The organism is Amphibacillus sediminis NBRC 103570 (genome assembly GCF_001552275.1).
GTDB lineage: Bacteria > Bacillota > Bacilli > Bacillales > Amphibacillaceae > Amphibacillus_B > Amphibacillus_B sediminis.
Window position 1 is genome coordinate 90,810 of sequence record NZ_BCQW01000007.1, and the last position, 24,848, is coordinate 115,657.

The window sequence follows — 24,848 nt, forward strand, 5'->3', positions numbered from 1 at the left end:
ACCCAACAAAACAATTCTACATTGTTAATTCGCTATATCATGTGATAATCCTGCATTAAAAAGCAATTAATTTCCACTATCACATCATTTTTATTCAATTAATCAAATAAAGCTTCAAGTGCAGCTTGCTTTTGCAAATCATCCTCGTTCCCACGAATACGATCAATAATATCATACTGTAACAATTCTGCTGTATCCTGGTCAAGGTCACCAGTAGCATCTAAATCTCGATCTGTTTGATAGTCAAGAAGTGCAGACTTAGTAGCCTCACTAAAGTAACCGTCCTTACGGTCAACCTCATAACCAAGACCATCAAGCATAATTTGAGCAAATTCGATGTTGTCATCACTATGATCAAAGCGAAGTGTTTGATCAAGCTGAATAGGTGCTGTATAGTAATAATCTGGCTGTGACACTTCAATCGTAGGGGCTACCCCTACTTCATGAATTGAATTTCCTTCTGGGGATAGCCACTTTAAAATCGTAATTTTTATTGAGCTACCATCTCCCATTGGAATAGTCTGTTGGACAGTTCCTTTTCCAAAACTGTTCATCCCTACAATTTCTGCATCAACTGTTTCCTTTAACGAAATAGCTAAAATTTCTGAAGCAGATGCACTTCCTTCATCAATTAAAACACTGATCGGATAATCTTTAGCTTGATCAAGGTTTGAAAAATAACGTTCTTTATTATCCGTACCATCAGTAATTTGCATATACGGTTGATCCTTCGTTACAAATAGCTTTAGGATATCTTCAATAACTGGCAATAAACCACCTGGGTTGCCACGAACATCAATGATTAAACCTTCCATCCCATCAGCTTCAAGCTGGTCAAGCTCTTCTTCAAATCGCTCTGCCGTATGCTCTGAGAATGAAGTCATTTGAATAACGCCAGCCTTTTGACCTTCTACTTCAATCATCTCTGCATAAACGGTCTCTAAAGGAATGGTATCACGTTTTAATGTAAAGGTAATTGGATTAGAAACACCAGGTCGTTGAATTTCAATAGTCACTTCAGAACCTTTTTCTCCTCTAATTTTAGCAACAGCTTCTAATAAGTCTAATCCTTCCACGCTTTCACCATCAACTGAAAGCACCTGATCATTAGGTCTTAACCCTGCCTTTTCAGCAGGCGAATCTTTAATGGGTGCGATAATCGTCACTTGACCATCGATCATGCTGACCTCAGCACCGATCCCCTCAAAAGAGGACTCGATCTGTTCATTAAACTGGGCCATTGTTTCCTGATCCATATATTCACTATAAGGATCATCTAAGGTTGCAAGCATTCCTCTTACAGCACCTTCGATTAATTGCTCATCCGTCACATCATTTAAGTAATTCTCTTGAATAACGTTAAATGCCTGAAGAACCTTAGGTAAACTAACCGATTCAGTCAATTCTTCTAATAGATCTTCATATTCAGCCTCTGTGAACGCCTTTCCCTTATTCTCCGACTCTAATTGGGTATCACTAGTATACTCAATGATAAGGTACGTCCCAAAACCACCAATCGCAAAAGCCAATAGTAATAAAAAAGCAAGCATACTCCTCTTTAGTTGCACTTGTTTCACCTCGATAAAAAATCTTGTCCCTCTAGTGTACCATAAACTGTTCAAAAAAGGCATCACAGCAAAATGTGCGATGCCTTTAAATTTATTTTATGTTTAACTTTAATTAATCATTACGGTAAAAACGGCATTGGGTCAATTCCGCCACCTTGACTCCATCCACCATTATGAACCTCAAAGTGGAGATGGTTACCAGTTGATATCCCGGTCGTACCCATGGTTCCAATCTGTTGTCCCTGCGATATTGATTGACCGTAACTTACGCTACGCGTATGTAAGTGTGCATAGACGGTTGTTTTATCAATATCAGGGTGATAAATATAAATCACATTTCCATAGGATGATGAAAAGTCTGATCGTGTTACAGTTCCTGAGGCAACAGCTTTAATTGGTGTCCCTTGTGCATTTGCAATATCGATACCACCATGGAAGCTACGCACTCCTGTGACAGGGTGTGTTCTCCAACCATAACCAGAGCTTAGCCGACCTGTGGCTGGCCAAATAAAATTAGCATTACCGCCTCCACCTCCACTTGGTGTCGATGGATTATTATTCTCTGATCCCTGGCCCTGCTGTTCTTGTGCCAATTGTTCAGCCTTACGTTGTTCTTCCTCTTTCTCTCGTTTCAGTTTTTCAATAACAGCCTCTTGATCAGCTAAGACTTGACGCTCTTCCTCAAGTGACATAGTATAATCTTCTAACTCAAAATATTCCTCTTCAAGACTCCCTAACAGCTCTGATTGTTCCTGTCGTTGTTGACTTAGCTGGCTTTGTAACTCAGCCAATTCTTGTTGCTGTGCAACTAAATTATTCTGCTGTTTTTCTAGTTCTGCTTTATCATGGTCAAGCTTTTCCTTATCGGCAACAAGCTGCTCTTGCTTCTCTTCAACCTCAATACGCTTTGCTTCAAGATCTTCTTTATCTGCCTGTTGGGCCTCGAAGATATTGCGGTCAGAATCCATAATCTTATTTACCGCTGTTATCCGATTAATGAAATCACCGAAGCTTTGTGCCCCAAAAAGCACCTCTAAATAGGATATATTACCACCGTTTTGCTGAATTGAGCGTAACCGACTCTTAATTAATGCATCACGCTCTTCTATCCTAATGATGAGCTCATCAATTTCTTCTGTTAATGTATCAATCTCTTGCTCAGTTTTGGTGATTTCCGCTTCTGTCTCAGCAATAGACCCCTCTACTCTACTAATCTCGCCAGCTGTTGAATTAATCTCACCTTGTTTTTCTTCGATATTAGCCTCTGTTGTCGCTAAATCATTATCAATCTCAGAAATTTTATTTTTAACTTCTTTTTGACTTTTCTCATTTTCAGCAATTTTTTCTTGAGCATTACTAGCATTCTCATCGATATTTTTCCGCTCTTTTTGTAATTCAGCTAGTTCTTGCTCCAACTCGCTAATGGTTTGTGCAGAAACAGAATCACTCATTGGAATTATCACTTGCAACAAAAGGATGACTGTTAATATGTAGTATATGATTTTTTTCATCATAGCTTTCCTCCATTCAAGTTTCTGTTCTATGTATAAAAGGTAAGTCTCCTAGATTAAGAGACTTACACTTTAAGAAATTTACGTACACTCATGACACTGCCCCATATACCTATACTTGCGCCGATTAATAGAACAATTCCTGACAATTGCCAGACAAACGGATGATAAGGCAAGATTTGGATGAAATCGAACTGGTCAAGTCCTGCACTATGATTAAGGTAATAGTAGCCGCTAAATAAAATCGCAATGGGAATGATACTACCTAGTACACCTAGTAGTAAGCCTTCAACAAAGAAAGGCCAGCGAATAAACCAATTTGTCGCACCAACAAGCTTCATAATCTCAATTTCTTTACGGCGCGCGTAAATGGTTATTTTAATTGTGTTAGAGATTAGAAAAATAGCCGTAAAGACTAAGGCAATAATTAAAACTAAGCCAATATTTCGGGCAAAATTATTAAACGTGAACAAGCTCTGGATAATATCCTGTCCATAATTTACACGCTCAACCCGATTGAATCCTTCAATTTCTTGGGCAATCATTTCGGTATCTTGAGGATTTTGCGCCTTTACTACATAGACATCGTTTAATGGGTTATCCTGTTCAAACATTTCCCAAAAACTACCTTGGTCACCCATGCTCGTCATTAAATTTTGTAGTTCTTCATCACGAGATGAAAATACAATAGATTCAACATGTTCAAGTTGATTTAATTCATCGCCAAGCTGTTCTGTTTCTTCTTCTGTCGCCGTGACATCAACCAATACTTTAATTTCAACATCCTCTTCAATACTATTAGCGATATGATTTATATTCATAATAATCGTTAGAAAAGTCGCAACAAGGAGAAGTGTGGTTGTTACCGCTGCTATAGATGCTAATGTCATCCAGCTATTTCTCCAACTATTCTTTAAGCCTTCTTTAAAATGTCTTTTTAATGTTCTAAGCCTCATAACCGTATTCACCTCTATGCTGATCACGCACAATTAAGCCACCTTCTATGGCTATAACGCGACGCTTAATCGTGTTAACAATATCTTTGCTGTGTGTAGCCATAATAATCGTCGTACCTGAAGCATTAATCTCTTCGAGTATTTTCATGATTCCCCAAGACGTATCAGGGTCTAAATTACCAGTTGGCTCATCAGCAATCAGCAATTTTGGGTAATTCGCAATAGCACGCGCAATAGCAACCCGTTGCTGCTCTCCTCCAGATAGTTCATCTGGTATAAATCGAGCTTTATTTTTTAAGCCTACTTGATCTAATACTTCCATAACACGCTTGCGAATATGACGGGGTGATTCCTCAACAACCTCTAATGCAAAAGCCACATTTTCATACACAGATAGCTTAGGCAGAAGTTTAAAATCTTGATATACAACCCCAATATCGCGACGCAATAGAGGTACTTCGCGCCATTTCATATTTAACAAATCTTTTCCATTTACTTCTATTTTCCCACTTGTTGCAACCTCTTCACGAAAAATAAGCTTAATAAAAGTTGATTTTCCAGCACCACTTTGCCCAACTAAATAGACAAATTCACCGTCTTCAATCGTTATACTGACGCCATTCAACGCTGAAACGCCATTTGGATAAGTCTTTTGTACATCCTGCATCTCTATCATAAATTAATCACCTTATTAGTTATTTGAGTAAATTAAGCTGAGTCGTCCGAGCTATTTAAGAAAATTTGAACCACTCAATTTACTACATTATAACACTTAAATCTACTTTTTTTGTTACAATTTCATTTCAAAGTGTGTAAGTATTTGTTTAATTATCGAAAATATTACTAATTATACTCCAAAAGTATGGTATCTTTTTTCCTAAATAAAGAAAGGGTTTAGCTTTTGCTAAACCCTTCTCCAATTACTTCACTTGCGTTCATGACAACGATGAAGGCACTTGGATCAATACTTTTTATAAACTGAGTCGTTCGACTAAATTCGCTTTGAGTGACCACACACATGATTATTTTCCTGTTTTGCTTGGTATAGCCTCCTTCAGCATGCCAAACCGTAACACCACGATCAATTTCATTTAACAAGGCCTGACGAACCTCATCAACACGTTCAGTAATAATCATAATATTCTTTGAAGTATTTAACCCAACTTGGACAAGATCTACGGTCCGACTTGTAATAAATAAACCGATTAACGCATATAGCCCTTGCTCAATTGAGAATACAAACATAGATGTTAAAACAATAACACCATCAAATAAGGCAATACAAATGCCGAATGGAAGTGGGACAAATTTATGTAAAATTTGTGCCGCTAAATCAATACCTCCTGTTGAGCCCTTTCCTTTAAATACAGTACCTATCCCTAGACCAGCTGCCATTCCACCAAAAATAGCTCCCAATAGTGGATTAGGCGTAGCTGGTGCCAACGTACTCGTAAGTGCAACAAACAATGGCACAAAAATAGTTCCAACTAATGTCTTCAGGCCAAAATTCTTACCTAAAATAAATGTCCCTAAGAAAAATAATGGAATATTAATTGACCACTGAACAAATGAGGGTTGCCAGTCAAATAAAGCATTTAGAATTGTACTTATTCCGATTACACCACCGGAAGCAACATCATTAGGTAATAAAAATAAATTGAAGCCAATCGCAATAAAAAAGGATCCTAAGAGGACAAGACCGTATTCTAGTACAACCATTACTTTACCTGATAATGATTGACGTCGATTTTTTGCCATCATCTATTTACACCTCTATTTTCAAATTTAAACCTTTAGGAGTATAACACGGGCTACATCTGTCGGACAAGTATCAAAATGAAAAGAGTTAAATTGAGATACTTTCTCGAATTTCACTGGAAATGCACTGTTTTTGCTAATATCTCTGCGTTTTTTCTCTAATTAGGCTCTATCTTGCCAATTGACTTACAAGTTTAATCATTTCTAAGCGATATTCACTCAAATCTCCCTTGACATATTTGCGCTCAGGTTTTATCGCGCTTCGCTCGAAAAATTCCCACTTAAAATCTGTGGTGTCCACTGGCGACTTCAACTTGATTCAGCCGGATTGTCCCCCATTGAACGTTAGTTAAACCAATCGGGCCGTTACTGCTGTTGGATCCCCCACTTAGACATGACATGTTTCCCTTATTTCTTGAAGGAGGAGGCTTACAAAAGCCCTTCGATGGGGCGAGTAATCGCAGCCCCAGCCAGTTACACTGAGATAAATAATACAAAAAAATGGGCCCTGTTTATTAACAAAGCCCATCTCGCATACTATTTTATTTGCTGTCGCAAATACGCATCAATAAATGGATCGATTTCGCCATCCATAACAGCTTGAGTATTGCCCATTTCAAGATTGGTTCGATGATCCTTAATCATCGAATATGGGTGAAAAACATAAGAGCGGATTTGGCTTCCCCAGCCAATCTCCTTTTGTTCACCACGAAGCTCATTGAGCTCAGCTTGTTGCTTCTCTATTTCCAGCTGGTAGAGCTTGGCCTTTAACATTTTCATTGCTTGTTCACGGTTCTTAATTTGAGATCGCTCCGATTGACATGTTACCACTGTGTTGGTTGGTATATGTGTAATACGGACAGCAGAATCGGTTGTATTGACATGTTGACCACCAGCACCACTAGCACGGTAGGTGTCAATCTTTAAGTCTTCATTGTTTACATCGATGTCAATTTCACCGTCTAACTCTGGCATCACATCACAGGAAGCGAATGAGGTATGACGTCGTCCAGATGAATCAAATGGAGAGATTCTTACTAGACGATGAACACCCTTTTCAGCTTTTAAATAGCCATATGCATTATGTCCTTTTATGAGTAATGTTACACTTTTAACGCCTGCCTCTTCACCTGGAAGATAGTCGAGTGTCTCAACCTTAAAATTCTTCTTTTCTGCCCACCGTGTATACATACGTAAAAGCATGCTAGCCCAATCCTGCGATTCGGTTCCACCTGCTCCTGGATGTAATTCAAGGATAGCATTGCTCTTATCATAAGGCTCACTTAAGAGCATAATCAATTCAAATTCATTTAATGCTTCACCAAGTTGTTTAAGTTCTTCCTCTAGTTCTTCTTTTAAATCAGCATCTTCTTCCTCTTTGACTAGCTCATAGCTTACCTGTAAATTTTCTAGCATTTCCTCATGCTTATCGAAGGCTTGAACCAATTCTTTGATACTATTGGCTTCATTGATAACCTTTTGTGCAGCTTGTTGATCATTCCAAAAATCAGGATCAACCATTTCAGCGTCAAGCTCGGCAATGCGTGTTCGCTTCTCTTCTAAGTCAAAGAGACCCCCTAAAATCCGCCAGACGGTTGCTCGTTTTCTCAAGCTCTTGTTTAATTTCAACTAATTCCATCTTAACCATCACCTCATTAATTAATAGCGTAATTTCTTAGTTATAATTTTCAATCACTAGGATATAGTACTAACTTAGCCTAAATTAGCAGTTTCACAGCGTTCTACACTTGACTTCTACTTTAGACCAAACAAATGGCAGCTAACATAAAGTGAAACTTCGTTCAGTGGCGGTGTAGCCGAATAGGATGTGCTCGTGCAGACGTTGCGACACGACGTCGCCAACTTAGTCAGCTTCCTCTTTCCCCTACTGAACGTTAGTTGGAACCAATCGGGCCGTTACTTGCTGTTAGATCTCCCACTTAGACATGACATGTTCCCTTATTTCTTGAAGTGGGAGTCTTACAAAAGCCCTTCGATGGGGCAAATAATCGCAGCCCCAGCTAGTTACACAAAAAGACTTAGAGCGAGCTAGTCGAGACTTGCTTCTCACACTTTTCTCAGTCAGAGAAACCTTAACATAACTATAGTTGGTTATATTCCGTTTCCCTGACAAATCAGCTCTCTAAGTCTTATCCACCCACTATGCTTACACGTAAACGTTTGTCCATCCTTAAGTCAAAGCTTATCTTCGTTTCGCCGAAGTGACAAAGAACGGTCATTACCGACCATGACAGTGCTTATACTTTTTACCACTGCCACACGGGCATGGATCATTACGCCCAACTGTATCAGCTTTAACGAAAGGCGTTTTCTTCTTCTGTTTTTTACCTTGGTCACCAGACACAGCTGTTGCATTTTTGGCTACTTCTTGACGCTTGAGATTTTCTCTCACCTGTGCCTTCATGATATAACGTGCTACATCTTCATTAATGGAAGCAACCATGTTTTCAAACATTGCGAATCCTTCCATTTGATATTCCCGTAACGGGTCATCTTGACCGTATGCACGTAAATGAATACCTTGACGTAATTGATCCATTTGATCAATATGATCCATCCATTTTGTATCAACTGTACGTAATAATATAACTTTTTCAAATTCACGCATCTGCTCAGAGCCTAGCTCTGCCTCTTTAGCGTCATATTTAATCAGCACTTCTTCCATAATCGCATCAATTATAGCTTCTGGCTCCTTGTCTTTTAGGTTTGCTTCAGTTAAAGCATTATCTTCAACAAGGTTCGCATGAATATATTCCTCAATCGCTTGTAAATTCCATTGGGTTTCATCATCGTCCTGAGTATGCGCTTCGACCATATCACGAACAACCGTTTCAATCATCTTAATAACAATATCACGTAAATTCTCTGAAACAATCACATCATAGCGCTGTTTATAAATAATTTCACGCTGCTCACGTAATACATCATCATAGGAAAGAACGTTCTTACGGGCATCAAAGTTGTTACCTTCAACCCGCTTCTGAGCAGCCTCTACTGCACGGGTAATCATTTTGCTTTCAATTGGCTGTGAATCATCCATATTAAAGCGATCCATCATGGCCTTCATATTATCAGAGCCAAAGCGACGCATCAGTTCATCTTCCATTGAGAGATAGAATTGGGTTACTCCTGGATCACCTTGTCGACCAGAACGACCTCGTAACTGGTTATCAATTCGACGTGATTCATGTCGTTCTGTCCCAATAACAGCAAGACCGCCTAAAGCTTTAACACCTTCACCAAGCTTAATATCAGTACCACGTCCAGCCATGTTCGTTGCAATTGTAACTGCACCTGCTTGACCGGCATCTTCAATAATTTCTGCCTCACGATAGTGATTTTTTGCGTTAAGGACATTATGCTTAACCCCGGCCTTTTTCAACATCTGGGAAACAAGCTCAGATGTTTCAACAGCAACAGTACCGACTAATACAGGTTGTCCTGTTTTGTGGCGAGCTTTTATCTCTTCGACAACAGCCTTAAACTTACCTGACATCGTCTTGAAAATTAAATCAGGCTTATCCTCACGCACAATCGGCTTGTTTGTTGGAATAGCAACAACATCCATATTATAAATATTTCTAAATTCCTCTTCCTCTGTCTTTGCCGTACCTGTCATACCGGCTAATTTAGCATACATACGAAAAAAGTTTTGGAATGTAATCGACGCTAAAGTCATGCTTTCATTTTGAATATTTAACCCTTCTTTGGCTTCAATTGCTTGGTGTAAGCCATCACTATAGCGACGGCCCTTCATTAAGCGCCCCGTAAATTGGTCGACAATGACAACTTCGCCATCCTCAACGACATAATCTGTATCACGATGCATTGAAACATGAGCTTTTAAAGCCTGGTTAATATGGTGTGTCAGTGTCACGTTCGTAAGTTCAAATAAGTTGTCAATACCAAAGAAGCGCTCACCCTTAGTAATTCCTTCTTCTGTTAGCTGTACCCCTTTTGTTTTCTCATCATAGGTGTAATCTTGTTCCTTCTTCAAGGTTCTAACAAACGAATTCGCTTGCTGGTATAACGTTGCAGATTTCCGAGCAGACCCAGAAATGATTAACGGAGTTCGGGCCTCATCAATTAAAATCGAGTCAACCTCATCAATAATGGCAAAACTCAATGGACGTTGAACCATTTGCTCTTTATAGAGCACCATATTATCTCGCAAATAATCAAAGCCAAATTCATTATTTGTTCCATAAGTAATATCAGCTTCATAAGCTTGACGTTTTTCCTCTTTGGAAAGACTGTTAACGTTTAAGCCAACCGTAAGTCCTAAAAACTTAAATAATTCTCCCATTTCACGTGCATCACGGTCTGCTAAATATTCGTTAACGGTAATAATGTGAACGCCTTTTCCTGTTAAAGCATTTAAATAGGCAGGCATTGTCGATGCAAGCGTCTTTCCTTCACCTGTTTTCATTTCTGCGATATTTCCACCATGTAAAACTACGGCTCCAATCAATTGGACCGTGAAAGGGCGCATATTTAACACACGCTTTGATCCTTCACGTACAACAGCATATGCTTCAACTAATAAATCATCAAGCGTTTCGCCAGCTTGATAGCGTTGTTTAAACTCCTCTGTTTTCGCTTTTAGTTCTTGATCAGATAAACGTTCGTAGTCACTCTCTAACGCTTCAATTTGATCAACGGTTGATTGAATTTGATTTAATTGACGTTGATTTCCATCAAATATTTTTTTAAGTAATCCACGCATTTTATACGCTCCTCTATCGATTAAAAATGGCTCCAGATAAGCCTAATTGTCTAAATTTTATCATAACACTTGGTAGTGCTAAAAACAAGAAATTCATTGCTACCAGACATGATCGACGATTTTACTTAACGATAATGATTTGACGAATATTGATAAAGCTCGTTATTTTTAAATATCATTCGGTTTATTTCAGACATACAGAAACACTTCTTTATGCCGAATCCACATTTAAAGGAGTTTTATTGGTTAATTAAAGCAACCAAAGCCGATTCATCTGCACTACTAAAGGCGCAAGTATTCTCGGCTAATTGATAAAAAAACTGTCCGCTATATGAACTAGCGAACAGAAGTACAACTAAGATAGTTTAACTTATATCAAATGCGCCTAGCTTTTTTATGCTCAGATTTTATTGAGCTATTGAACAAAGCTATATCATTTTCCTTAAAAATCTGTGACAACCACTAGAGACTTTAACTTGATTCAGCCGAGGTTTGCATCCCTACTGAATGGAGGATAATAGGCGTTCATTAGAAGTGGCCTCATGCTGAATGAAGTTAGCTTTTCTGATCAGATAATAAAAGATTTAGTACAATTGCAATTAACGCAGCTGGAATCACGCCTGAGGTTAGCACCATTTGTAGATTGAATGGCAGCTGGGCTGTTGCTTCAGGCACCATATTAAATCCAACACCAACCCCTAGAGAAATCGCAATAATAAGCATATTTCTGCTGTTGAGATTGATTGATTGCAGCAAGCTGATTCCTGATACAGCGACCATAGAGAACATCGCTATGGCTGCCCCTCCAAGTACTGGCTCGGGCATAATCGATATAATCGTTGATATTTTAGGGATTAATGCCATTAAAATCAATAGAAAAGCCCCGACTTTTACAACATGCTTACTAAAGACACCTGTTAGGTTTACTACTCCAACATTTTGAGTATAGGAAGTATTAGGAAAAGCGTTAAAAATTGCCGCAATACTGCTTGAAAGACCATCTGCCATAATAGCTCCAGACATTTCCTTATCGGTCGGCTCTCTTCCTTCTGCCCCTCTTGTTAAAGCAGAAATATCTCCCATTGTTTCAATCGTGGTTGCCAGATACATAAAAAGCATTGAAAAAATCGCAACCGGCTCAAATGACCAGCGATACTGAAGGGGATTAGGAAAGGAGAGCCAATCACTATTCGCTACTTCATTAAAATCTACCATTCCTAAAAAGAACGCAACAAGATAGCCAAGGACAATGCCTAAAAGAATTGCTGACGATTTCAACAGCTTATTTTTACTCTGATGAAAAACGATAATACTCACCAAAACAATCCCGGCTACAAGGAAATTTTTCGGGCTACCAGTATCAATATTACCTGCTGCCTGCCTGATCCCGACTGGCATAAGTGTAATACCTATAGTTAAGATGACAACACCACCTATCAGTGGTGGAAAGAAGCGCTTCAACCGATTGAGATGACGACCAATTAAAAATTCAATCAAACCGCCAATGAAGGTAGCTCCCAATACAGCACCAATTCCAAAATCATTTGCAATGGCTAAGCTTGTTGAGATAAAGGCATTACTTGTCCCCATTACAATGGGTAAACCAGACCCAATTCCCTTAAAACGTCCGATCTGTATAAGTGTGGTAACACCAGACATCAATAGAGCAGACTGGATTAAAATGGTGGTTTGTTGGGGCGTTAAGTTCAAAAGGGACCCCATTAATAGTGGTAACGTCGCATTCGCCGCAAACATTGCTAAAATATGCTGAAAGGCTAATGGTATACTTTTCTTCATACTTGGTTTATCGTTTACATGATAAATAATGTCTAACTCCGATTGTTGCTTCATTTCATCATCACCCAACATTAAGTAATAATTGTGCTTCTATAGGTAAATATATCAATTGCGCCTTGGTGTATTTGCGCCCATGCTTCACTCGATAAAGTGAAACTTCATCAGTGGGGTGTTAACCCTCACTGAATGGTAGACAAATAGTATTGATCTCGCGACTTATCGAATGGCAGACTTTGGCTGAATGAGCTTAAACAAAAATTAGTGCGATTATAATAACGAAAACGAGCATACCAACAACGTACTTGGCTTGATCTTTAATAATATCCATAATATCTTTATTAAACCCTTTCGCAAGTGCAGCTACATTTATTTGCACAGGGCTTACTTGGGTCCCAAGACCAGTTGCAATCGCTACAAAGCCCATGGCTTCTGACGGGAGCCCTAAGACAGCTAATGTAGGTAAAGTCAATGTCAATACCCCGGCTGTAAAGGCACCTGATGGAATAGCAATTAAAAATGCAAGAATCATAGCAACAGGTAACACTAAGCTAGTCGGAACATGACTGGCTAATTCAGCTACTTGTTCAAAAACACCTAGTTCGGCGATCATATTTATAAAACCTAAAAAGATCCCTACAGAAAATAAAGTGGTCAAAATAAATCTAGATCCATCAATTAAAGCTTCACTCGTTTGGTCACTAGACAAAGGTGTTAAGAGAACGGTAGAAATGGCTGTGATTATAATAATTGTAGCAGGAGTGAAGATAGTTGTCCCAAATAATTGATTGAGATTCGAGCCAAAGACAACCATAATTAGTAACAGCAAAGCTGGAACGGAATACTTAAATAGTTGAGCATTAGAGCTTTCATTAATTGCTCCAGTTTCTTGTTCCTTATTTGTCAAGGCACCACGCTTGTACACACCATAGATGGCGAGCCCAATCGCAATTAAATAGAAGACAATAACAAAAGGCAACATAGCAGAGGCATGGGCCGTAACCTCTCGTCCGGCACTTTCTGCTGTTAATACCGTTTCTGTCGAGGCAGGAGATGTCGTGAATCCAATAGCAGAAATAATCGCCATAGCTGCAATAACTTCAGGAACCGCTCCAACTGCTGCTGCCATAAGTGGAGCTGTAACCATCGTGTTCCCTGCTCCCATCCCCGCCATGTAAGTTGCTAATCCTTGAATTAAGACAATGATGCCTGCTAATAAACCAAGTTTACCTTTTAACGATCGACGTGCTAGTTCAATCAAAGCTTGTATACTCCCTGCCTTCGATACCATAACTGCTGCAGATGCGTATAAAATAGGTATGGTAATAGACAACATATTTGATATTCCACCCAAGAAAATCCCAGACATTTCGTCAATAGATAATTGACCAATAATCATCGCAATAATTCCACCAATAAGACCGGCTATTAACATATGCTTTCTGAGAAATAATAAGGTTAAAACAACAATAATGGGAATTAAATTTATTAATAAATTCATAACGATCACTCCGTTTCTGCAATTTAATTACCGTAACTGATTTTTAAAATAAATAAAGAGGGTCATGCCCTCTTTATTCATTTGCGTATTATCACAGAGATTGGCCCTCCGCCAGCTGGACCCTGGTGTTCAGCACCTCCGGATACATAAACCATAGGATCTCCTACAATTGCAGCAATTACGCCATTGACTACCGCTCTTGCCTGACGGGTATGATTAATATCTGAATCGGTTAGCATAGTGGTTCTTCGCTCCCTAACCTGACCATCCGGTGCTGCTTCCGCTTTCGCTAGCACATTAACGATCTTAGCTTTATCGGTCTCATTTGGTAATCCATGTAGTTGTAGTCCACTATTTGCTATTGCTTCTAACACACTGTCTAAATCAATAGCATCCTGCATCACACTATGGCCAATTCTAAACGGACTAACCGATTGAGCAGAGTTTCCCATTAAAATAACTTCACAATTTAATAACTCAACCCCTGCAGATGTTGATGCAACCGATGAATACAGTGACCAATCAGTTAAGATTGCCTCATTAGTTACTTTATCTGCTGCTACCTCATTTAACGCAACGGCCACACCTAAGGCTGAAGCTCCACGAGAGTAGCCCATTGATTTATACGTATCATCAACGACCACCGACTTCCCTCTACTTCTCGCATCACTAATCCGCTCTGAAGTTAATAACGGACACTTAATTTGGACAAAGTGAACATCATCTTTACTTTCAATGCCAGCTTCTCCAATTAGTCGATCGACCGTTTTACGTACTTCTTCTACCATAGTGGTTGTCCCAATTTCTTCTGGAAGAAAGTCCCGGGTAAAGCCTACACTAACAGCAAGAGACTTTTCTCCATTTGTCTCTACTTGCTCTACTTCTTCTTGTGTAAAAATCATTGCATGCGGTGACATCACACCCTCAGTTCCACCTGACATTACAAATGCTACTTTATCAGCAATTTCCTGCTCAGTAGTAGCAAGCTTTTGGGCGAGGTAGTGTTTAAAAACAAACGTGGAAAAGCCACGAGTAAAATCGTTTACACAACCATTCCCTTCTGTCTTAGCTAATATGGCAACAATGTGTTTAGGGTTTATTTGTCCTTCTGAGATCAAACGGTCTAATTCAGACATATCATCCGGAGACGACATCGCAATTTTAAATACGTTAACATTCATCATTTAAATTCACTCCTACCTGTATTATGGTTATGGTAGCGCTTTCTGAAAAAGTTGCATTTACACTTGTTTACTTGTTTAAGATAACATGTGTCACGTGCTTATTCATTGTCGAATAATGACAAAACTCATCCTATCTTTTTGTTGTTTTTCAACTATTCAAAACAGGTGTTTAATCCTGTCGTTCACGATAGATAACGGTTCCCGTCTTTCCAAGCACAGCATCTTTGGCCCGCTCCAGTGACGAAATAATTGCTTTCCGCTCTTTCTTTGATTCAACAAATTTGAGCGCTGCCTCCACCTTTGGCAGCATGCTACCAGGCGGAAATTGTCCTTCTTCAATATACTGCCTAGCTTCAGTGACAGACATCGAATTTAGTGATTGTTGATTGGGTTGTCCAAAGTTAATCGCCACTTGATCGACAGCGGTCAAGATAAATAAAAACTCCACATCTAATGCCTCGGCCAAACATTCACTTGCCAGATCTTTATCAATAACAGCCTCAATTCCCTTTAATCGGTGCTCTCCTTCCTTAATAACAGGGATACCGCCACCACCAGTGCCGATAACAATATGACCTGAATCAACTAAATCTTTCATCACCTCTTTCTCTACTACTTCAATAGGAACTGGTGATGGGATAACCTTACGATAACCACGACCTGAATCCTCTATATATGTGTCACCAGTTTCCCTCATAAGTTTCTCAGCCTCTTGTTCTGTATAAAAAGGACCAATCGGTTTAGTTGGTTGATCAAATGCTGGATCATCAGAACTTACAACAACTTGACTAACAATTGAAGCAACGGATTTAACGATACCACGCTTAGCCAATTCTTCTCGTAATGCATTTTGAAGGTGATAGCCAATGTATCCTTGGCTCATCGCGCCAGATTCAGCAAACGGCATCTTCATTTCATGTCCTTTATCCTCAGCATATTTGCTAAAGGCTAAATGAATAGCTCCAACTTGTGGTCCATTGCCATGTGAAATGATGACATCATGCCCTTGTTCAATCATATCGACTATTGGCGTAGCGGCTTGATACGACAACTCTTTTTGTTCTTTAGCATTGTTCCCCAATGCATTACCACCTAATGCAATTAATATCCTACTCATTTTGCTCACCTCGGTACTTTGCTGCAAAAGTTAATAAAGCCTGTTCAAAGCAAGCGAATGGTGGGTGGACAATCCCCGCACCAACTTGTCCTATACCAGCTTCCTTATGTGCCATACCTGTATTAATGACTGGTAATATATTCGTATCGACTACTTTACGAATATCGATGCCGTAAGCTCCACCACGGAAATTCAAAGCCGGAATCGAATAGTTGCTGTTTTCTCCTACAGTAATCTGATACATCTGCTCACTATAATCAATCGCGTCCTCAACTTCTCCTCCAACAAACTGCACAATTGCCGGGGATCCCCCCATTGCAAAGCCACCAATACCCATGGTTTCCGTAATGGTACTGTCTCCTAAGTCAGGTGCAGCGTCAGCTTCACTATAGCCTGGGAAAAATAAACCTTTAACAAAATTAGCTGGGGCTGTAAACCACGTTTTCTGATCAAGCCCACTAACACGAATACCAAACTCGACACCGTTTCTCGCCATTGTCGTTACGACTGTTGAATAAGGAATACCGTGTGCAGCATCTAATGCAGATTTACATGCAGGCATTGAGAGGTTTAAATAATAATGCTCATTATTTTTGATAAATTCAATCACTTGACGCAAATCGGATTTGTCTAAATCTGTTTGTAAAAAGTAATCGATAATCTCTCGATAAAATAAACTCGTTGAAGCCTTATTGCGATTATGACATTCATCGCCCATGTGTAAAGCTTGTGAGGTAATTGACTTAAGATCAATTCCATTTGATTGCTGAAGTGCAGCTTTTAAGGCTGGAGCAAAAACTGTCTCAATCCATTTTAAGCGTGTAATCACATCTTCTGAATTTGCTCCAAAGCGTAGTACTTTACCTAACCCCTCATTTACCGTGCAATAGGCTTTGTTGCCATGGGTACGATTTTCAACCACATGAACAGGCATTGATGGTGAAATAATTCCTGCCATTGGTCCAACAGCTGAATGCTCATTAGCTGGGGCAAACTCAATCTCTCCTGATTCTGCTAGCCTTGCTGCCTCTTGCTCATTGTCTGCCAATCCTTCATAAATTAGCGCTCCAATAATTGCACCTTTAGCAGGTCCACACATATTCTCCCAAGTAATAGGCGGACCAGAGTGGAGGATTTTCTTTGCATGCATACCAGGGATCACCTTGACCGCGGGCTCAATATCAACTAAATAAGGATGTGCATCCTTGATTCGTTTAATCGCCTCTTGATTGGCCATTTCAATCTGCTCATGGTTCTGGAGCCAATCAAGTGCTTCTATTAATTGGGGATTCCCACCTGCCGGAGGTCGCCAATCGTATTGGATAGAATCAATATTTTGCAAATCTAAGTCTTCTTTAAACTTGGCTGCTCCTATATTTATAACCTGCAATCTTTGCTGGAAAATTTGATCTATTCGACTCATTTTGCTACCTCCTTATTGGCAATCATGCACGCTAGTCTACTAGCCATTTCATTTGAGCTAGCAACGTAAACACCAGCCTCTTTGAGCTTTTGCTCCTGCTTACGGTAATCTTGCTTATCGGTTTCAGTTCCACATAAATAGGCAACAATCGGTAAGTAACGACCAGCATCTATCGCCTGTTGCTTAGCTTGTTTGATCACTTCTATGGATTCACCAACTGGATCGTCGTGTGAGCCATAACCAAGCTCAAAATCAAGTAAAAGAACGGCTGTTTCTGGATCTTGCGCTTCAATTAATAGGCGTTCATTTCTCAAAGCAGGCTCAATCATTGGGTGCGGCTTCCCTTTCGTAAAGTCATCATCCCCCATATCAAGCAAAGTATGACCAACACTTAAGCTAAGGTTGTCGATTTTTTCTTCGGCTTTTTTGGCAACATTGCTCTTAACTTGTAGTCCCCTCGCTCGCATAATTGAGAGTGCTTCAGAAGTTAACGTGCCACCACAAAATAGACCTCTAACATAACGCTGCTGAGCTGTTAGATTATGCGTCACCTGCTCTACCCAGTCAATAGCGGCTTGATCTAGCTCACTTGAAATCGTTGCGGTCGGATCAACTAATGAAACGGCTTGTCTTGCTGCGTCAATTAAAGTAGGGGCAAACGTAGCACCTACAGCTTCAATCGCTTCACGGTCTCCGTCTAAGAAACCAACCACAACCGGTTTTGTCACCTTCTTAATTTCATTTAAGATTTTATCTTGTACAGGCTTAGCCGGTGGCTTTGAAATAAGTACAATAACATCAGTTGCATCATCATCAGCCAATGCTCTCATTCCTTCAAGCATCATAATCCCACCAATATCTTGATGTAAATCTCGCCCACCCGTACCAATCGCCTGCGTAATACCATAGCCAAGCCGATCGATTTGTACGGATACCTCTTGTAAACCAGTACCTGAAGCCGCTACAATCCCAATGCCACCTTGGTTGATTTGATTAGCAAAACATAAACCAACCTGATTAATAATGGCCGTTCCACAATCTGGCCCCATCACCAGCAGACCTTTTTCTTGGCCAAGTAGCTTTAGTTCACGTTCAGCTTCGATCGTCACATTATCACTAAATAACATGACATGTAAACCTTGATTAAGTGCTTGCTTTGCTTCTTTAGCAGCATACTCACCTGGAACAGAGATAACAGCCATATTCGCTTCAGGCAAAGCATCAATAGCAGCTGGTAATGTTTTAACAGACTTGACACCATTTCCTGACTTGTGCTCTTTTCGTGCATGTAAAGCTTCATCAACTAAACGAAGCACCTGCTCAACCGTTTCATCCGTATCTGCCTTCACAGCAATAATGAGGTCATTTTCAGTGGCTTGTTCAGCTTCCTCTGTCAATAAAGAAATATTCCCTAGTAACGATTTATTCATCTCAGTTGCCATTGAAACAACTGCTTCTTCAACGCCATCCTTTGCCAATAGCTTTCCTGACAAAGACATTAATGTGACTGAATCGTGATAGGCATTCTTTTCAACGATAACCTTTGACGTCATCTTCTTTATTCCCCCTTTGGAATTTACTCTTAATAATTAATTGTAAGCCAATTAAAACACCTACTAGCATATCTGTACCTGAACTTGAACCGATCGCGACCAAAGTCTGTAAATCATTCTTATTGACCAACGCCCCCTTGGTTATAACTGTTTTCAATGCTGTGTTGATCCTTCCAAAGAAACAGTGTTTTAACATCTGGCCACTAACAAAAGTGGTATGTTGTTTAATCAGATCAAGCCAATCCTGCTTAGAATCCACTAACTCAAGTTGGTGGTTTTGCCAATATTGCCAAGTAGCTAAGAAACCTGTTAAAAAATCATCACCAGATGGTGTTAGTCCAATCCCCACTCCTAAAAAATTCTTTAACACTCGTGTATCTCTTTCTACGCACAACTGGTTCAATTGCTCAGCCAAATAACGTTGATGAATGGATAACTTGTCGACACGATCTTGCTGTAAACCATATAATGCAGCCAAAATCCCTTGTCTATTACCGTAATCCATAAGAAAATGGTCAATGGTCTCAACTTGACTTTTTAATTGGTCATAAACTGGAATAGCCGAACCAAGCTGACTGCTCCAAACGGTAGCTTGGCTAAAATCAAGGACAAAATGACTCACACGCAATTGCTGACGACCAAGATAGATCATTTTTTCAGCAAAAATGGTACGGTGCCAAAATCGTCTAAAGCTATCCTCATCAGCTATCTTGATCATGCTTGGAGCTGGAACAATCGAATCCATGGCCATGGATATCATACTTTGTTGATCAGTTGTGACAAAGTTAATTACCCGTCTATACTTGCGGTTTAATTCCCCAACAATTGTTCCAGCATTATTGCCAATCAGTTGCTCTTTTAGCTGACCATCCAGCTCTGTAACGGCGATATGCATTTACAAACACCTACCCTTTGACCATACACTTCTCCTACCATAGTAAGAAAGAGACTGTCGATCTCATCAATCCAGCAAACAGTAGCTTGCTCCCTTTAAGATAGCGGTTTCATTTCATCCTCTAGACTAAGCTCTACTCGTGTAATATGACCCGTGTTGCCATTGATTAACTTGATTATAACAATCACTTGCCGAACAAACATTGTCATTTCACTACAAAAAAATAAGCTTTTTTCAGCATTATTAGACAATTAATCATAGCTACTTTCTCAAGTGAGCAGTAATCGACTGAAGCAAGGTTGTTTATCACAGTGTAACTGGCTGTCATGTCTAAGTGGGATCTCCAACAGCCATTAACAACTCGGAAGTTACATTTTATATGGATAGAAAATCAGCAAAAGGGAGGCGGAGATTTGATGTTTTCACCAAATGGCCGGCAAATGGGGGGCAATCTGCTTCAACAGGCATCTCGCAGATTAAAGAAATTAATGTTAATAGGTCAAAGAAAAAACCGAATAATAAAAGGAGTTAAATCCAGTTATCATTCGATGTTTTCTTTTGATCCAAAGCAGTTAATGATTTGCTAAGCATTCTTAATGCGGACTAGCTCTAATAAGGAGATAAGTAGCTTAGGTAGTTAAATATTGATGAAGCTGGCAGGCTACTGCTATTTCAGTAAACTCTTGCCCATCATCTAAAATAAGTCCTAGCTCTTTCAGTTTATTTACCCGATAACGCAAGGAATTGTAATGAATAAACATATCATCTGCTGTTTTTTGCAAATTGCCATTGTGTTTAATTAAATAGACTAGAGTGTCGAATAAATTAATATCACGTTGCTGGTCATAAGCAATCACTTTACCCAATTTATCCTGAACAAAGTCTTTCAGCTGTTGCTGATCGTTAATTAAGTGGAATAGTTTATATAAGCCTAGATCGTCATAAAATTGGACAAAAGAGCTTAAACCTAGTTTTGAACCAAATATTTGATGCACGAGTAAAGCGTGTTGATAGGCAAGCTTTACTTGATCAATTCGATAAATTGTATCAGATATCCCAATCGCTAACTCACCGTAATCTTTAAAAGTGGAGCAAAGTGACTCACCCACACGTTCTAATCTCTGCTTTAGTCGAGTCTCAAACGCAACACCTATAAAGCAAAGCAGCTCGTCATTAAAGTAGGTTACTTTACAATTTTGTGAAGGCACATCGAATATATCAGCAATAATAGAGGGGATCTTATCAGAATCTAAGATTTTATAATAAGTTGACAGCCTTTGACTACTATCCTGAATATTCGATTTAATGACTAAAATGATGTTGGGAAAATTAAAATTCCAACGAAAGACCTTTGCCTTTTCAATAATTTCTGACTGAGAGTGGTAACGTTCATTGATAATATCTCGAATAAAGCTATCCAAATAATGCCGTTCCTTCTGAATAATTGTCTGTTCTGTCTGAAGTAAAAAAGCAAGTAGAATGATTGCTTGTTCTACAACAATATCCAGATGCTTGGTTATCTCTTCAGGTCGGTCAATTAAAACAACTAAATAACCTAAGCCTTTCTTACCAGCGGAAATAGCTTGAATAAACAGTTGATTAGCATGATAGCCCTTATCATTAATTGCTAAGACTACCTGATTAGCATGATCATATTGCTTACGATTCGCCCAATTGTCGAAAGCATCGCGATCGACGTGGAGCTGATCATAATTATAGTCTAAAGATGATTGAATACAGTTTAATCCATTATCAAGAATAAGAATAGAGGCACCAGTAATTTGAGAAATGTACTGAACAAATTGAGACATATCAGCGCCATGTAGCAGCAAACTGTGCAATTGATGTGAAATCGCTTCGCGAAATTCCAGCAAACTCGTTTTCATACCTAATAAAGTCGTTAAAATGTGGTTGGTTAGAGTGGATAAGTTTGCTTCGTTAGGCAGTACTAAAATTGGAAAATTTAATTGATTTGCTTGGTCGATCATATAAGCTGGTACCTCTGGCACATAGCGACCTAATTTAATCGCCACACCGGCCAATTGATGCTTAGCTAATTCTACAATAAAGCTTTTTAGTGCCGCTTCGTTGTCAGCGATCGGATACAAAGTAGTAAATAACAATCCATCCTTATCAATATATGAGAAAATATCCGGAACTTCCATAACATATACATTTTGGACCTGTCTCTCTAAACCACTTTGTCCAGCTATGACGATTACATCTGAAAATGCATCCATTTTTAAGATATTATTAACCGATACAGACACACGATTACCCCATTTCTCCACAATGGTTAGATATCAAATACGCCTTGGTGGATCTGCGCCCAGATTTTATTCAGCGAGGCTTAATAAAGTGAAACTTCGTTCAGCGGGAGTTTCGACGCAACGTATAGGATGTGCTAGTGCAGATGTTGCGACACGACATCGCGAACTTAGTTAGCTTCTTCCATCCTCCACTGAATCGAAGACAAATAGACATTTACCTCACCACTTTTAGCAGTGAGAGACTTCTACTGAATGAAGTTAAAGCAAAGCATTCTTTCGCTTAAGCATTTCCTTAAAAGAGTTACCATATTCTAGAGATTGACTACTTGATCCAAGTACGGAGATTCTCGCTCTTGTTATTTAGTAACTTCTAATGTACCATATACTATTAGTAAAAAGAAGGAGAGATAAGATGACCAAAAAAGTACATGTCTTTAATCACCCCTTAATTCAACATAAACTTGGGATTGTTCGTGATAAAAATACTGGACCAAAGGAATTTCGCGAGTTAGTTGAAGAAATATCCAAACTAATGGCTTATGAGATTACACTTGATTTACCTCTTGCTGATGTCGAAATTGAGACACCGGTTTGCTCAACCACAGTCAAGCGGTTAAGCGGTAAAAAACTTGGAATTGTTCCGATAATGCGTGCCGGCCTTGGCATGGTTGATGGGATTTTAAGCTTAATTCCTGTTGCAAAGGTAGGCCATATCGGTCTATATCGCGATCCCCAAACACTTGAACCCGTAGAGTATTATGCCAAGCTACCAGAAGATATTGGCGAGCGTGACTTAATTGTCGTTGATCCTATGTTAGCAACAGGCGGTTCTGCATCTGCGGCGATTCAGGCAATTAAAAACCGTGGGGCAAAGCATATTAAGTTTCTATGCTTAATCGCTGTTCAAGAGGGGATTGATCGTATCCATGCAGATCATCCAGAAGTCCCTATTTATACCGGAGCTCTTGATCCTGGTCTTAATGAAAAGAGCTATATTACACCTGGTTTTGGTGATGCAGGTGACCGTCTTTTTGGTACGAAATAATGCTCATTTAATAGTACCCTGTTCCCGAAAAACTAAACAACAAGATGCGTTGATCTAATTTGTAAAAATAAATCCTCTTATCTGATTTGGTGAGATCATATAACTAACGCCTGATTCCAACCCCTTTTGCCAACAAACGGTAACACCGCTTAAGGCAAAGTAATATTGGAATCAGGCATTTTATTCATCACGTTAAACCTCTCATGACTAAAGCAAATCTTCAACATTCTATCCACCCCGTCTAGCTTAATAGCGAAAATTAAGCAAGAGGTTAGAGCAACGTACAATTGACATAATTTTCGCCATAGAGGCTACAGGTAGAGATGGTCACAGGAATCCACCAATTCAAATGTCGTTTAAGTGGCGTTTAACTTTTCTCTAATAGCGTTACGCATACCAGAAACCGGTATAGCCTTTTTCCAGTCGCAATAACGCTTCTAAATAAAAGTAGTCCCCCCAAATCGTATAGTCGTCCGGTGATTTATTTTCCCTGACACTATAAGAACCATGATCGATCAGCCCTTCAGATCCATGCTCGGTAGTATAATCGGCAGTCAAAGATTGCATCGTTTTTTCAATTGCCTGACTAAATTTAGTATAGTCACTGTCCTCCGTACCTAGCCATGTTAATAACTCGTGCATGCCACATACAGCAATCGCCGAGGCAGAGCTGTCTGGTTTGATCTGGTCATCGATTGGAACATCAAAGTCCCAGTGGGCGACATAATTTTCTGGTAAATGCTTAATAAAGTAACGGGCTGCCCGCTTAGATGTTTCTAGATATGCTGGATTATGAGTATACCGATATGCAAGGGCAAAGCCATAAATCGCCCATGCTTGACCGCGTGTCCAGGTCGATCCATCTTTATACCCTTGTTGAGTTGCCCCACCAATAGGTTCACCTGTGACTTGGTCAAAGTAAAACGTATGATAGGATGAATCATCACCACGCATTAAGTAGCGCCGGGCTTTTTCAATAAATTGAACCGCTGCTGCTTGATAATGATCATGCTTTGTTTCTTGACTTGCCCAAAACAATAATGGCATATTCATTAAGCAGTCAATGATAATCCGACCACCTTGATTCGGATCACCGAGCGGTCCCCAAGCTTGAATAAGCCCCAGTTCTTTACGATAGCGCTTCATTAGGCGATCAGCTGCTTTAATTGAAGCTAATCTAGCCTGCTGATCTTCATCAATCATCCATTGGGCAACAGTGGCTGGCGTATAAAGAAAGCCGATATCGTGAGTATCTAAATGCTGGTCTAAATCAAGACGTTCCTTCATCCGCTCTACGGCAGACTGGGCCGCATCTCGATAAGCCTGATCACCACTGTACTGATAGCATAACCATAATATCCCTACCCAAAAGCCATTTGTCCAATTATCATTTGGATTCAACTGATAAACCTCGTCTTTGCTCGTATGTGGAAATAAGTCACCAAATCGTGTGATATTTGCCTTTGTTTTAATTAAAGCTTCTTCAATTGCGTTTTGATAATTCATATTATCCCATTCCTTTCTAA

17 protein-coding genes are annotated in these 24,848 nt (G+C 39.5%); 1 reads left to right on the forward strand and 16 read right to left on the reverse strand.

All coding sequences use genetic code 11. The features are described 5' to 3' along the window. Positions 1-98: 98 nt before the first annotated feature. The 15 genes from ASE01S_RS06800 to ASE01S_RS06870 form a co-directional block, all read right to left on the reverse strand. Entirely contained in the window at positions 99-1,568 is a 1,470-nt protein-coding gene (locus ASE01S_RS06800; protein WP_067840274.1) for a S41 family peptidase, read from the reverse strand. A gap of 119 nt (positions 1,569-1,687) precedes the next feature. Then, positions 1,688-3,079 carry a murein hydrolase activator EnvC family protein gene (locus tag ASE01S_RS06805; protein ID WP_169793092.1) on the reverse strand — a complete coding sequence of 464 codons (1,392 nt, stop codon included), beginning with the start codon at positions 3,077-3,079 and terminating at the stop codon, positions 1,688-1,690. 65 nt (positions 3,080-3,144) lie between these two features. Continuing rightward, positions 3,145-4,035 (reverse strand): permease-like cell division protein FtsX, encoded by an 891-nt coding sequence (gene ftsX / locus ASE01S_RS06810; RefSeq protein WP_067840278.1) that lies wholly within the window; start codon positions 4,033-4,035, stop codon positions 3,145-3,147. After that, complete coding sequence (ftsE, locus tag ASE01S_RS06815) at positions 4,025-4,711, reverse strand: cell division ATP-binding protein FtsE (protein WP_067840281.1); 687 nt, start codon at positions 4,709-4,711, stop codon at positions 4,025-4,027. Before ftsE ends, ftsX begins: the two co-directional genes overlap by 11 nt. A 218-nt stretch (positions 4,712-4,929) precedes the next feature. Beyond that, positions 4,930-5,796, reverse strand: coding sequence for a YitT family protein (locus tag ASE01S_RS06820; RefSeq protein WP_067840283.1), 867 nt, complete (start codon positions 5,794-5,796; stop codon positions 4,930-4,932). Between the two features lie 534 nt (positions 5,797-6,330). Next, positions 6,331-7,432 (reverse strand): peptide chain release factor 2 gene (prfB, locus tag ASE01S_RS06825; protein ID WP_157065156.1). Its coding sequence is split into 2 segments (ribosomal slippage): positions 6,331-7,359 and positions 7,361-7,432, totalling 1,101 coding nucleotides; the frame shifts between segments, so codons are not numbered across the junction. A gap of 600 nt (positions 7,433-8,032) precedes the next feature. After that, positions 8,033-10,540: a preprotein translocase subunit SecA gene (gene secA / locus ASE01S_RS06830; RefSeq protein WP_067840285.1), complete on the reverse strand. Its 2,508-nt coding sequence runs from the start codon at positions 10,538-10,540 to the stop codon at positions 8,033-8,035. Between the two features lie 555 nt (positions 10,541-11,095). Beyond that, the gene (locus ASE01S_RS06835; protein ID WP_083512040.1) at positions 11,096-12,391 is read right to left on the reverse strand and encodes a uracil-xanthine permease family protein; all 1,296 of its coding nucleotides are present in this window, start codon (positions 12,389-12,391) and stop codon (positions 11,096-11,098) included. Positions 12,392-12,584: 193 nt separating this feature from the next. Further along, positions 12,585-13,835, reverse strand: a complete 1,251-nt coding sequence (locus ASE01S_RS06840; protein WP_067840290.1) for a hypothetical protein — start codon at positions 13,833-13,835, stop codon at positions 12,585-12,587. A gap of 77 nt (positions 13,836-13,912) precedes the next feature. After that, a complete protein-coding gene (atzD, locus tag ASE01S_RS06845) occupies positions 13,913-15,019 on the reverse strand; it encodes a cyanuric acid amidohydrolase (protein ID WP_169793093.1) in 1,107 nt (368 codons plus the stop codon). A 169-nt stretch (positions 15,020-15,188) separates the two neighbouring features. Then, entirely contained in the window at positions 15,189-16,136 is a 948-nt protein-coding gene (gene arcC, locus ASE01S_RS06850) for a carbamate kinase (protein ID WP_067840292.1), read from the reverse strand. Then, positions 16,129-17,559 carry a YlbE family protein gene (locus ASE01S_RS06855; RefSeq protein WP_067840294.1) on the reverse strand — a complete coding sequence of 477 codons (1,431 nt, stop codon included), beginning with the start codon at positions 17,557-17,559 and terminating at the stop codon, positions 16,129-16,131. Before ASE01S_RS06855 ends, arcC begins: the two co-directional genes overlap by 8 nt. Further along, complete coding sequence (gene fdrA / locus ASE01S_RS06860; protein WP_067840296.1) at positions 17,556-19,112, reverse strand: acyl-CoA synthetase FdrA; 1,557 nt, start codon at positions 19,110-19,112, stop codon at positions 17,556-17,558. Before fdrA ends, ASE01S_RS06855 begins: the two co-directional genes overlap by 4 nt. Further along, positions 19,090-20,007, reverse strand: a complete 918-nt coding sequence (locus ASE01S_RS06865; protein ID WP_067840298.1) for an oxamate carbamoyltransferase subunit AllH family protein — start codon at positions 20,005-20,007, stop codon at positions 19,090-19,092. Before ASE01S_RS06865 ends, fdrA begins: the two co-directional genes overlap by 23 nt. Positions 20,008-20,636: 629 nt before the next feature. Then, complete coding sequence (locus tag ASE01S_RS06870; RefSeq protein WP_067840301.1) at positions 20,637-22,277, reverse strand: PucR family transcriptional regulator; 1,641 nt, start codon at positions 22,275-22,277, stop codon at positions 20,637-20,639. Positions 22,278-22,689: 412 nt separating this feature from the next. On the opposite strand from ASE01S_RS06870, the gene upp reads away from it, so the two are divergent. Next, positions 22,690-23,322, forward strand: coding sequence for a uracil phosphoribosyltransferase (upp, locus tag ASE01S_RS06875; RefSeq protein WP_067840303.1), 633 nt, complete (start codon positions 22,690-22,692; stop codon positions 23,320-23,322). Between the two features lie 387 nt (positions 23,323-23,709). On the opposite strand, the gene ASE01S_RS06880 is transcribed toward upp, so the two are convergent. Continuing rightward, complete coding sequence (locus tag ASE01S_RS06880; protein ID WP_067840305.1) at positions 23,710-24,828, reverse strand: glycoside hydrolase family 88 protein; 1,119 nt, start codon at positions 24,826-24,828, stop codon at positions 23,710-23,712. Positions 24,829-24,848: the final 20 nt, after the last annotated feature.